This is a genomic window from Hymenobacter sp. M1-2 (assembly GCF_057808495.1).
In genome coordinates this window covers 205,778-218,421 of sequence record NZ_JBTYZO010000006.1, presented here as the reverse complement: position 1 = coordinate 218,421, position 12,644 = coordinate 205,778, and the positions used below count along the sequence as shown (strand labels likewise).

At 60.1% G+C, this 12,644-nt stretch carries 9 protein-coding genes; 3 read left to right on the top strand and 6 right to left on the bottom strand.

The window, feature by feature from the left end; all coding sequences use genetic code 11:
- The first annotated feature begins 21 nt into the window (after positions 1 to 21).
- Complete coding sequence (locus tag ACYSMN_RS08170) at positions 22 to 1,212, top strand: cation:proton antiporter (protein WP_488923368.1); 1,191 nt, start codon at positions 22 to 24, stop codon at positions 1,210 to 1,212.
- 495 nt (positions 1,213 to 1,707) lie between these two features.
- Here ACYSMN_RS08170 and ACYSMN_RS08165 read toward each other — a convergent pair whose 3' ends face one another.
- From ACYSMN_RS08165 to ACYSMN_RS08140, 6 genes are all read right to left on the bottom strand, one after another.
- A complete protein-coding gene (locus ACYSMN_RS08165; protein WP_488923367.1) occupies positions 1,708 to 3,486 on the bottom strand; it encodes a chloride channel protein in 1,779 nt (592 codons plus the stop codon).
- Positions 3,487 to 3,604: 118 nt separating this feature from the next.
- Positions 3,605 to 4,432, bottom strand: a complete 828-nt coding sequence (locus tag ACYSMN_RS08160) for a mechanosensitive ion channel family protein (protein WP_488923366.1) — start codon at positions 4,430 to 4,432, stop codon at positions 3,605 to 3,607.
- 288 nt (positions 4,433 to 4,720) lie between these two features.
- Complete coding sequence (locus ACYSMN_RS08155; RefSeq protein WP_488923365.1) at positions 4,721 to 5,131, bottom strand: hypothetical protein; 411 nt, start codon at positions 5,129 to 5,131, stop codon at positions 4,721 to 4,723.
- On the bottom strand, positions 5,104 to 5,409 hold the full coding sequence (locus ACYSMN_RS08150) for a hypothetical protein (RefSeq protein ID WP_488923364.1): 306 nt from the start codon (positions 5,407 to 5,409) through the stop codon (positions 5,104 to 5,106). Before ACYSMN_RS08150 ends, ACYSMN_RS08155 begins: the two co-directional genes overlap by 28 nt.
- Positions 5,410 to 5,472: 63 nt before the next feature.
- Entirely contained in the window at positions 5,473 to 5,907 is a 435-nt protein-coding gene (locus ACYSMN_RS08145; RefSeq protein ID WP_488923393.1) for a nucleoside deaminase, read from the bottom strand.
- 132 nt (positions 5,908 to 6,039) lie between these two features.
- Positions 6,040 to 9,597: a PD-(D/E)XK nuclease family protein gene (locus ACYSMN_RS08140; protein WP_488923363.1), complete on the bottom strand. Its 3,558-nt coding sequence runs from the start codon at positions 9,595 to 9,597 to the stop codon at positions 6,040 to 6,042.
- A 101-nt stretch (positions 9,598 to 9,698) separates the two neighbouring features.
- Here ACYSMN_RS08140 and ACYSMN_RS08135 point away from each other — a divergent pair, with 101 nt between their 5' ends.
- Together ACYSMN_RS08135 and ACYSMN_RS08130 are read left to right on the top strand one after the other, a co-directional pair.
- Entirely contained in the window at positions 9,699 to 10,919 is a 1,221-nt protein-coding gene (locus ACYSMN_RS08135) for a hypothetical protein (RefSeq protein ID WP_488923362.1), read from the top strand.
- Positions 10,920 to 10,989: 70 nt separating this feature from the next.
- Positions 10,990 to 12,201: a hypothetical protein gene (locus ACYSMN_RS08130; RefSeq protein ID WP_488923361.1), complete on the top strand. Its 1,212-nt coding sequence runs from the start codon at positions 10,990 to 10,992 to the stop codon at positions 12,199 to 12,201.
- The last annotated feature ends 443 nt before the right edge of the window (positions 12,202 to 12,644 follow it).

Below are 12,644 nucleotides of genomic sequence, written 5' to 3'. Positions count from 1 at the left end.
TGCTTCCCGTAAATCTTACGCATGGGTTCCTACTCCATTCTCATCGGCCTCAGCATCGCCGTCATTCTTTCGTACCTCTTCGACGTGGTGGCCCGAGCCACCAAGGTACCATCGGTGCTAATGCTGCTGCTAACCGGCATTGCCCTGCGCCAAGCCGCCGACTACTTCAGCTTTGCGCTCGATATTCCGAAAGTGGTGCTGGAAATATTCGGCATCATCGGGCTCATCATGATCGTGCTCGAAGGGGCCCTCGACCTCAAGCTCACCCGCGACAAGGCCCCGCTGATTCGGCGCTCCTTCTTCGCGGCGGCCCTTATTCTGGTGGTGCAGGCGGTTGCTATTGCGCTGCTGTTGCAGGCCTACATGGGCGCTTCGTTTCAAACCTGCCTGGTGAATGCCGTGCCGCTGTCGGTCATCAGCTCGGCCATTGCCATTCCTAGCGTAGCCAACCTGATGGGCGAGAAGCAGGAGTTCATCGTGTACGAAAGCACGTTTTCCGACATCCTGGGCATCATGCTCTTCAACTTTGCCCTGCAAAAGAATTTCGCGCAGGGCATTTCGCTGGTTACGTTTTCGCTGGATGTGGTAGCCGTGGCGGCGGTGGCGGTGATAAGCACGGCGGCCCTGGCATTTCTGCTAGGGCGCATCCGGTTGCACGTGAAGTTCTTCCTGATTCTGGCCTTCCTGGTGCTGCTCTACAGCCTGGCCAAGCAGCTGCATTTGTCGTCGCTGGTGCTGGTGCTCGTGTTTGGGCTGGCCGTCAACAACGCCGACCTGATTTTGCGGGGGCCGCGGCTGCAACGCTGGCTGCATCCCGAGCAATTGGCCGCCGAGCTGCATCCGCTCAAAAGCATCACCGCCGAGTCGGCGTTCCTGATTCGCACGTTCTTTTTCCTGCTGTTCGGGTTCAGCATTACGCTCGGCAGCCTCATGAACGGCACGTTGCTGCTGCAAGGGCTGCTCATTGTGGGTGTGCTTACAGCCATTCGTTACGTGTACCTGCGCCACATTGCCCGCATCGACCTCGTGCCGGAGCTGTTCATCGCTCCCAAAGGCCTCATCACGGTGCTGCTTTTTTACAGTATTCCCGCGCAGCACCATATCGGTGAGGTAGGCGAGAACATCCTGTTCATGGTGATTCTGCTCACCGGCCTGCTCATGATGATAGGCCTGCAACTCGCCAAGCGCGAGCCGGAAATAGGGGAGTACTAGAGAGGTTAGATGTAAGAACTTAAAACTTAGGTGAGTTTCTAAGTTGAAGCACTCAATCAAACGGTCCTTATCCGTCCGGTTTCAGCTTTTTAGAGGCGGCAGCAGGCAGCAGCGGTACAATTTCGTTGTCGATACACCTGCCCTGTAGCCCAGGATTTCAATTCTGGGCTACAAAGTGACGCCGGGTTTCGCAAGGGCATTGCTCTCAAGCTCGCGTGGGGCGCCACGCAAGCTCCCGAGTTTCCGCAGAAGGCGCGTGGGGTCCCACGCAAGCTCCGCGGAAACTTCCGGATGCTTGTGGGGTCCCACGCAAGCTCCGCGGAAATTCCCGAAGGCGCGTGGGACCCCACGGGCCTTCGGCGGAAACTTTTATGGACCCGTGGCGTGCTACGGGGGCTCCGCAGCATTTGCGTGGGGCTGCGAGAGCCAGATGCTTGCGGCGGATATTTCGGAGAAGAGTGTTCCGATACCGCGGTTACGGACAGAGCCGCTGCCTTATTCCGTCTCCTTCAGCAGCTGCTTGCGGTAACCGGCCAGGATGGCGGACTTGAGCAGGAAACCCACGTAGCGGCCCTGGTCCACGACGGGCAGGGCCCAGGCGTTGAGTTGCTCCATGCAGCGGAGCGTGTCGAGCAAGGAGTCGTCGGGGTTGACGGTGGCGGGCGGGTCGGTCATGAGGTCCCGCACGCGGGTGGTGGTGTAGTGCTCGTCGTCGAAAAGAGCGTCGCGGACGGTATCGAGCGTGATGAGGCCGACCAGCTGGCCGTTGTCGTCTACTACCGGGAACATGTCGCGGGTGCTGTGCCGGAAGATATCGACCAGCGTGCCGAGCGTGTCGTAGGGGTGCACCGGCACGAAATCGGTTTGCACGAGGTGGTGCAGATCGAGCTGGGAAAGCAGGCTCCGGTCCCGGTCTTGGTGCACGTACACGCCGCGCTGCACCAGCTTGCGCGTGTACACGGAGTAAGGCTCGAAATAGCGCGTGATGAGGTAGGAAGAACTCGTCACCACCATTAGGGGCACGAACATGGCGTAGCCACCCGTGATTTCGGCGATAAGGAAGATGGCCGTGAGCGGCGCGTGCACCACGCCCGCCAGCACGCCCGCCATGCCCAGCACGATAAAATGCACCTCCGTCACGTTGGTGAGGCCGCTCAGATTGATGAGCCGCGCAAACACGAAGCCTAGCAGCGCGCCCGCAAACAACGACGAGCCGAACATGCCCCCATTGCCCCCCGCCCCCACCGTAATAGTGGTTGCAAACACCTTGAGCAGCATACTGGCCGTGGCCACGGCCAGTAGAATCCACACGTTTTCGTCGCGGTACACGGCGAAGATAGAGCCGCTGACCAGTTCCTGGTCTTTGCCCGCCAACAGCAGCTGCACGATGTTGTAGCCTTCGCCGTACAGCGGCGGAAATAGGAAAACCAGCACACCTAGCGCCAAGCCACCCACGGCCACTTTGCGGTAGGTGCCCGGCCAGCGCTCAAAAAACTTGTCGGCCGCGAAATACACGCGAATCATGTACACTGACAGCAGCGCCGTGCACAGCCCCAGCATCAGGTAAAAAGGCACGGCATCTACGGGCCAGCTGGTGGTGATGAGCACGAAGGGCTGACCCTCAAACAGCGCTTTGGACACCACGGTGGCCGTGGCCGTCGAAATCAGGAGCGGAATGAAATAAGGAGCCGCCAACTCGCTGAGCACCACTTCCACCGCGAACAGCACGCCCGCGATAGGCGAGTTGAAGATGGCCGCCACGCCGGCCGCCGCCCCGCACCCCACCAGCAGGCGCCGCTCGCGCCGGCCCACGCGCAGCAGTCGGGCCAGGTTGGAGCCCTGGGCCGCGCCCGTCACCGAAATAGGGGCCTCCAAACCCGCCGAACCCCCGAATGACACCGTGATGAAGGAAGTCACGAACTGCGAGTACAGCTTGCTGCGCGGCACAATGCTGCCCTGCCGGGCAATGTTGTAGATGATAGGCCCTAGCCCCCGGCTCAGGTTGCCATCGAGAAAGAAGCGCGTAAACAGCACCGACAAGGCAATGCCGATGATGGGGTAGAGAAACAGCGCAAACACGCGCTTCTCTTCGGGCACCCAGGAGTACAATAACGACTGCGACCGAAGCACCGAATTTTTGAGTAGCACCGCCGTCAGGCCGGCCAGCAAGCCCACCAGCACACTCACCAGAATCAGGTATACCCGGTCGTTGATATGACGCAAGCGCCAGAGCAACAGGGGACTTAGAATCCGGTGAACAATATTTTTGGGCATAGCCGCAAGGCAAAAGGAAGGGCCGGCGCTTCGAGCCGACAAGCAGAGGGGGCAGTATCTCAACGCAGGATAGCAAAAATCCGGCGTGCATAAGCATATAAACTTCGGAAAAAATGGCCTATTGTGCCAGCCCCGGCGTCACATATCCGGCCTCCTGCAACATGGCTTTCACGGCCTGCATAATGTTGCTCTTTATCTGAAGCGTGCCGCGCCGGTATTCATCGGCCGAAGTCCAGAAATACACGCGCAGGTCGGCGGTGGTACCGGCGCTTTTTTCGAGGATGATGTAGGGCAAGTGGGTTTCTTCGTGCTGCACGGTGGGCTGGGTGAGCAGAAAATCCAGGATTTGCTGGCGCACTTTTTCCGGGTGACCAGTCTCGCCGTGGTCCACGCTCACCAGAAAATCCTGGCGTAGGTTACCGTCGCGGGTGAAGTTGATGAGCGGCTCCTTCAACACCAGGGAGTTGGGCAAAAAGACGTGCTTGCCCTCGAAGGTGCGAATGAGCGTGGTGCGGAGATTGAGGGCCTCCACGTGCCCCACTTGGTCCCGGATCTGCACGGTGTCGTTGATGTGGAACGGCCGGTTGAAAGCTAGAATAGCGCCGGCCAGGAAGTTCTCGGCAATGTCCTTGAACGCGAAGCCCACGATGAAAGCCGACAAGCCCGCCCCCGCCAGCAGCCCACTCACAATGCCCGACAAGCCCACCACCTGCATGGCCAGCAGCAGCCCCAGCAACACGAGCCCCCACTTGCTAATGCGGGTGAGGAAATCGGCCAGCAGCGGGTCGTGGGAGCGGCTGCGCAGGCGGCGACCCAGCAACTCGCTGGCTCGTCCGGCCACGAAGAGAGCTATCAGCAGCACAACCAAGGCCAGCGCCAGCTTGGGCAGTACAAACAAAAACTGCTGCCAATACGCCGACAGCACCCGGTGCAAATCCTGAATCATGGTAGTGCTTAGTTGGTAGTGCCTCGTGCTTAGGTTGTGCTTATGTCAGAACATACTAAGCACGAAGCACTACGCACCAAGCACGAGGCACTAGATGAAGCCGCCCCGCGGCATGGGCCAACGGGGCGTTAGGGTAGCCATACGGACAAACTGGGCGGCCAGGTTTGAAAGGTTGAACTTAATAGTTGGCTAACAGCAACAGCACAGGCCCTTGTTTTCCCTTAGCTAACCAAGCAAAATTGTCTCAGCTCTGAGTTCTCAGTTCTGACATCTAACTTCTTACAATACCTACGCGGGCCGGTTCAGCCAGCGCCAGAACACCAAACCACCCACGGCGTAGGCCACTACATCGAGCCAGTCGGCGGTAGCGGCGTGGGGCTGAAGGCGCGGCAGTAGCAACTCAAACCACACCGCTAGGAGCAGCCAGGTGCTGAATATCCAGGAAGCGGGCAATACGAAAGCCGGCCGCCGGAAATATAGGCGCCGCATCACAGAAAGGCCCACTGTCAGCAGTAGCGGCAAAGCCAGCACGTCGGCTAGGTGGTGGTTGATGAAGGTCGGTAGCGGCCAAGAGCCCCAGCGGCGGGCGCAAAAGTGAAGCAGATAAAGCGTCGCCAGAGTCAGAAACAGCGGATGGCGCAGCTCCAAGGGCCACCACTTGAGTGTGCCGGTTAGCCGGCCAGCAGCGTCACGAGCCATAGCATGAAGGAAACAAGCGCCGCAAACGCCAACTGTCCGCCCCGGATGATGTGCTTGAAAAAGCGCATCGTCGGGCTATCCTCGGGCTTGATTTCAATTTGCAGGAAGGTGGGCAATGGCTCTTTGGCCTGCTCTTCCCGCAGCTTCTCACTCCGCAGACGCTGGGCGTCCAGCAGCAGGCCGCACCGCTCGCACCGGTCGTCGGCCTGCTGCTGCCAGCGGCTCCAATAGGCGCAGTGCGGGCATTTTTTGGAAGCAGTGAGCGGGGCGTGGTCCATGCAGGCGGTAAAGGTAGGTGTAGCGCCGGTTTTCGCCTGGGCTGATAGGCGCGGCTACGGGTGCTACAGCTCCATAATGTCTTCGTTCCAGAGCGTGGGTTCGGCCTCGATAAACTCCTGCATCATCTGCACGCACTCCTCCGAATCCAGAATAACGACTTCTACGCCGTGGCTCTCCAGAAACTCCCGCGACTCGCCAAAAGTGCGCGCCTCACCCACAATGACTCTGGGAATTTTGAACTGCACAATGGTGCCGGCGCACATGTAGCAGGGCATGAGCGTGGTGTAGAGCACCGTGTCGCGGTAGGTGCGCTGGCGGCCGGCGTTGCGCAGGGCGTCCATTTCGCCGTGGGCAATGGGGTCCAGTTCCTGCACGCGCTTGTTGTGCCCGCGCGACACGATTTCGCCGTTGCGGACCAGTACCGAGCCAATCGGAATACCGCCTTCCTGCCGGCCCTGGCGGGCTTCGGCAATGGCAGCTTGCATGAATTCGTCCATGAGGGGTAATGGTTGCATTGTTTAATGGTTAAATGGTTGATTTAATAGTTAAATGGCTTAATGGTTACATGGTTGATTGTTCAATGAGCCGCAAGAACGACCAACCATTTAACCATTAAACAATTAAGCCATTCACCTAGCGCAAATGCCCCGATACGGGCAGTATTGGCACTTGTCGAGGTCGTCGGTTTTGCGGATGGGCTCCTGGGGGTCGAGGATGCGGTTGATGATGCGGCTGAGCAGTTCTTCGCTGCGTTGCTGAAAATCCTGGCCTTCGTCGGTGAGGAAACTCATGTCGGCCGACATAGGGCCGGCGCTAAGGTTGCGCAGCGAAATAATGGCCGCGTCGGCGGCGGGCCGGCCGCCCTGGGCCAGCATGAAGCGGTAGAGCCAAAGCTGCCGCACCTTGTCGGCGGCCGAGGTGGCATCGTGAACGAGGCGCTCGGCGGCATCGGCGGAGGTTTCGCCGCGCTTCACCAGGCGCAGATCGTAGGGCTGCACGAGGCCGGTTTTGTAGTCCACCACCCGCAGGCGGCCGTCGGGCAGTTGATCTACCCGGTCGGCAAAACCAATGAGACTGACGCGCAGCTTCTCACCATCGGGCAGGGGCACGTACACGGTGGCTTGCAGGCCTTCCTCGATGCTCTGAATCTGGAGCGGCAGGCCGTCTTTTTCGGTGAGCAGGCCTTCGAGGTAGCGGCGCACGAGCTGCGAAGCCACCTGGCCCAGCACGTGGTTGAGGCCTTCGTCGGCGCGGGCGTGGCGGTCCTTTTCCTCTTTGCGCAGCGCCTTCGCCACCATCACGGGCGCCAGGCCCACGAGGCCCGGAATGTCGGCGGCCGTGAGGGGCTGGCCGCTTTGCTGAAACGGTTGGAGCAAGTCTTCCAATGCCTCGTGCACCACCGTGCCGAAGCCGTCGGCGCCCAGGGCTTCTTCCACCTCATCGGCCTCGCGGAACCGGGCCAGGCGGTTGAAGTAGAATTTCAGCGAGCAGGCCAGGTATTCGTTTAGAGCGGTGGGAGAGAGGCCTTTGTCCAGGACTTCGCGCAGGGCCTGGAGCATGCCGGCGTCTTTTTCGAGGACTAGGTCGGTGGCCTCACCCCCCCGGCCCCCCTCTCCTAGGGGAGAGGGGGGAGCCACGGCGGCGCGGTTATTATCTATTGGTTGGTGGCTGTGTAGTGGAGTCTGGTTTAGGGTTGGGCCTAGCGCCAGTTTATTAGGAGTAAAAGGGGCTGCGGCTATACGGTTGGTGATGATATCGTCAATGTGCTGTAGTACGGCCGGTAGCTGCTGAATTACTGCCTCGTTCGTGAAGCGAACAATGCGGAAGCCACGCTCCTCAAGCTCGTGCGTGCGCCCTACATCGTACTCTGCTTGCTCAGATTCGTTGTGGACTTCGCCATCTACCTCAACCACCAGCCAATTTTCTAGGCTAACGAAGTCGACGATAAATTGACCGATGTGGTGATGGCGCCGAAACTTTGCACCGCTGGCTAGTTTTCTGCCTCGCAGAGCTTGCCACAAAACATCCTCGGCATCCGTCGGGGCCTGACGCATGGCGCGGCTGTATTCCTTGGTCTTCTTATAAGTTTTAGGGTCGGCCGTTGTCCAATGCAAAGAGCCATCATCGAAAGGCTCAGCATCGGTGTCAACATCAGCAACCAGCGGCAAAGGCGAAGCGTCTGGCTCCCCCTCTCCCCTAGGAGAGGGGGCCGGGGGGTGAGGCCCCACCACCGCCACCACGTCTTCCAGCACCATCTGGGGGCTTTGGGGGAGCAGGTCGTTTTGGAGCTGCAATAGGAAGCGGCTTCGCTCGCCGGTGCGGGTGCCTTCGGCGCCGGGCAGCACGTGTACTAGGTCTACACGGCGGGCGCGCTGGAGCAGGCGCCAGAAGTGGTAGGCGGTAGCGGCTTCGTGGTCGGCGTAGGTGGGCAGGCGGAACTCGGTCAGGACGTCGTAGGGGAAGAGGGACGTGTGGCGCTTGGGGGCCGGCAGCACGTTTTCGTTGCAGCTGAGCAGGATGACATGGTCGAAGTCGAGGGCGCGGGTTTCGAGCAAGCCCATCACCTGCACGTCGGCAATAGGCTCCCCGCTGAAAGGCAGGCGGGTGCGCGTCATCTGCTCGTAGAGAAAGCGCCGGAACGAGCGCACCGACAGCCGCTGCTCCCGGCAGTCGAACACCGAATCGAGCCGCTTGACCAGCGTGTAGAACAGGTACAGGTACTCCGCCTCAATGGCCGAATGCTGCTCCTGGTACACCTGCTTCAGCAAGTCGATGAGCGTGTAGCAGGCCGCGATGATGTCGTCGCAGGTGTCCCAGGTCTTGAACAGGGCCTCAATCAGCTCGTGCTCCTGGCCCAGCTCCAGCAGCTCCGAGGCCGGCAGCAGCACCGCGTTGCGCTTCACGATTTCGCGGCATACGTGGTCGAGCAGGCCGTGGTAGCGCGGGTCGGGCTGCTTGTCGAGCCACTGCTGGTAGCGGCGCAGAAACGGGTGGCTCAGCAGCTTGCTCACGGCCAGGTGGTGGTAGCGCGGCACGCCGTAGCCGGTTTCGCTGGAGCCTTCCCGGATGCCGGTCAAATGCACCTCGAACAGCAAGTCTACGAGGTTGAAGAGCGGCGTGCTCTGGAAGCTCAAACCCATGGTCACGTTGTAGTCGGGCACCACGTCGGGCGGCAGGCCGTGCAACACGGGCAGCAGCAGGGTTTCGTCGGGCAGCACCACGGCCACGGTGCTGCTGGGGTGCAGGGTGCGGGCCTCGGCCAAGAGCTGACCCGCCACTTTACCCTGCATGGAAGCATTGGCCACGCCCACGAAGCGCACGTGCCGCGGCAGCCCGCGCAGCAGCTCCGCCGGCCCGCCGAAGGCTTCCCGCGGCAGCTCCCAGCGCGTGAGGTAGCGGCGCAGATGCTGGCCGGCGCGGTTGGGCGTGTCGCCTTCCATATAGAACGCGTCGGCATCGAAATGCACCTCAGCCCGGCCTTCCTTGAGCAGCATCTGAATGAGCCGCTCCTCGGCCCGTGAAAGGGAGCCCAAGCCTATAAACACGTGCTGGGCAATGGGCTGGCCGTTTTTGATGCGCTCCGCCACGCGCTCCGTGGCCCGGCGGTAGGCCAGGCCGGGGTAGGCCACGCGCAGGTCGAGCATGCGGCGGCGCAGGCAGTAGTACACCTTGCTCAGGTCGTCCCAGAACTTGAAGTAGGCACCCGTCACCGACTGCGGCGCGGGCGCCTCGCTCAGCTCCCAGCGTTCCAGGGCCTTGGCCTGCGAGAGGTATTCGAACACCTTATCGGCGGGGGCCAGGTTCTGGTCGAGGCTGGAAAAGTCTTCCAGCAGCAGGCCCGACCAGCCCACGAACCGGTCGAAGTCCAGCTTGGGGTCGATGTCGCGCAGGATGTCGAAGAGCAGCAGTTGCAAGGCAATGGGCTCTTCCACCTGCACGCCGGCCAGCTCCACCATGTAGTCTTCCATGGCCGCCACGCGCGGGCTCCACACCGCCTCGCCGGCGTCGGTGGCCATGGCCAGCTCGTTCTTGAGGTACACCACCGCCCGCCGCGTGGGCACCACCACCACCAGGTCCGACAGCTCCTCGGGGGCGTAGCGCGTGGTGAGCTCGCGCGCCATCTGGGAGAGAAACGATTCAGTAGAAATAGCAGGGGAAGTAAGGGCCGGCGGGGAAGAGAGATTCATGAAAAGTAAAGATACCTTGCGAGGCCCCAGAAAAGGCGTCCACGTCAGAAAATGGTCGATTACTACCGATGAACAAGAGGAAGCTATACGGAAGTGCCCTATTGCTCGTCCTGCTCATAGGGTTGAGCTGGTGGCTTGTTTCCCGCCCGCGAAATCCGCCCGCCGCCGAACAAGCCACGCCTCCCGCCCCTGCGGCAGTTGCCGCTGATACGGTGGTGGCCGCCGCGGCCGTGCCGGCCGCTTCTCTCCCCGATACCGCCGATATAAGCAAGCAGGAACTGCGCCTGTCGGTGGCCGCAACGGATACCGTGCTGCGAATAGAAGGCCGGTTATACCACCTGCGTATGCGCGCTACGGCCGACTCCGCGCACATGCTCAGTGTCGTCACGGGCGGTATTGTGGGCAATGCCTTCGCCGCCGATGATGATTTCGCCAGCACTAAAAAAGTACGTGGCCCTGAGGGCCACTATAGCATCACGCTAACCGATTCCGTGGGGCGGCAGGTATTCCTGCGGGAGTTTCGCAAAGCGGATTTCTTCAAGTTCGTAGGCCCCGACATTGCCGTAGTGGCTGAGCCGGAGCCCGCCCTATTTCTTGGTTATTATCCCGAACTCGGCGGCCTAGCGTTCTGGCAGAGCATTGGCATTCCGCAGAGCGACGTGGGCGATTACCTGTTCCTACTGATGGACTTGCGCGGGCAGGTGCTGGAACTGTCGCTAAGCAATTCCTGGGGCAGTGGCCACGTAGATTGCAGTCCGGCCCCGGCTCCCAACGGCCAAGCTTTTTTGACCTGCGCCAAGCTCCTGCGGCCGGGCCGTCCGCCTTTGTCGCTGGAGAAGCCCAGGTCCGACTTAGTGCTGGCCCGTTTTCTCAACGATAGTACGCTGCTCACGCTGTATGCCTACGGCGAAATGCACTACGAGTATGAGGCAGACAGTACCGTGAAATCGATGGAATTTGTGGAGCCGCCGCAGATGCGGCGTGTACCAAACGCCTTCCTGACTACAGTGCACGGCACTAAAGTCGCCAGTTTCCGCTACGATGGCGCCTGGGAGGTATTGGGATACTTCGTGCCCCGCACCTACGTGCATTCCTTGCGCACCTATTATTTGCTGGACGAAAACCGAGGGCTGCGCCTGATCGACAAGCAAAATCCGTCCGCCACGCGAGAAGTGCGGTTCCAGCAGATGGCCCGCTTCAAGCCACCCCAACGGCCGCACGAAGTGCGTTTTCAGGTGCAGTCTGAAATGGCCGCGTTTGACTTCTACGCCGACCAAGACCATCCTGAGCGGCTTCGCTATCAAAAGTCGAGTAATCAATAGCGAATAGATTTCACCCCGGCTTCCTTCTCGCCGCCTGCCCAGCTGCCACACCCATTCCAGGAACCGTTCTATGACCAAGAGAAAGACGTACGGCAGTGCTTTACTACTCAGTCTACTAAGCTGGCAGCTCATTTCCTGCACGCAGAACCAGCCAGCCGCGGAGCGGGCAACGTCTCCCGCCGCGGATACTGCGGCCACCACCGCGACTACCCCGGCGCTGCCCGAAGTACCCCAAAAGGCGGTGGCCGATACCACGGATTGGAGTACCTATCGGCCGCCACTTCGTGCTTCCCCCGACACCAGCTTGCTCATCAACGGCCAGCGGTATAGGCTGTTGCTTTCTGCCGCTCCCGATTCCACCAAGCCCCTGACCGCAATGTTCCAAGATGCCTCGGGCTCATCCACGGTGAATGGTTTCGATGCTCGCTACCAGATTCTGCTGCGAAACGCGGCCGGTCGAACCGTGTTCCAGAAGCAGTTCCGGAAACCGGATTTTTACCGGGCGGCGGCCAAGGGTATTGTAATAGAAGGTGATCCGGAGCCGCCGCGGTTCGTGGCCTATAGCCCGGTGTTGCAAGCCCTCTTGTTTACACAGGATTTTTGGGTGTCTGAAAGTGACGTGGGAGCGCAAGCTGCCTTGCTGCTGGGGCTGGACGGGCAGGTGCGGGAGTTGTCGGAAAGCAACACGTATGGCGGTAGCGGAGCGGAGTGTACCCCGCACTTCTCGCCTAGCGGGCGGGCTGTGCTTACGTGTGGCAAGCTGCTGGTGCCAGGGCAGGCCCCGGTAAACCTCATTAAGCCAAAAACCTTCCTTGTGGCCGCCTGCTTTCTGACCGATAGCACCCTGCTAACCGTGTATGAATACGGGCAATATCAGTCCACCTATGATTCCCTGGGACGAGTAGCAAGTTATAGTCTGGTAGAGCCGCCCCGCTACCGCCAGGCGCCCAATGCTTTTGTGTTGAACCTGCGCGGCCAGCCCCTGGCCAGCTTCCGCTACAAGGGGTACAGCAATGAGCTGGATTACACCGTGCCGCGCCGTTATGTGCATCAAACCCGCACCTACTACCTGCTGGATGAAAAGCGCGGTCTGTGGCTGCTGAATAAACAGCAGGCCAACCAAGCTACCGAAGTTCGCTTCGCGGCCATGACCCCATTCCGGCCGCCGCAACGCCCCGGGGAGGTGAGACTCACCTTCGGTACGGAGAGCAGAACCTTCGATTTTTACGTTAATCCCGCTCAGCCCCGCAAAATCCGTTATGAGCAAGTGAGCGAAGAATAAAAGACAGGGTTTGAACATCAGCTTCTCTGGTAAGTCTGCCAGGCAAGCCAGTAGTACCTTCTAATAAAAAAATAAGAATGTACTACAATTCTGTAGTACATTCCAAAAAAATAAAACGATGGTACTACAATTTTGTAGTACCATCGTAAAAAATATTTCGAGTGTACTACTCCGTTGCAACAACAGCTGAGCTGCCTTGAAGCCTATACTGTCGCACCTGTTTCGTCCTGCGCCACCGTCACGTACTGCAAGAGGCTCAAACCTTAACTCAACTGCTGGCTCCGGTGGCCACGTCGAACATGCACCTTGGAGGAAGGCCAGCGGAGAGTGCTCAACCAAGAGCATGCTGAGCGGCTGTGCTAGTGAAAGCCGAACAGTATTTCCATCCTAGAGCGGTTCTCAAGTCAGTGTACCTGCCGGTCTGCTGGCGAAAAGCCAGCAGA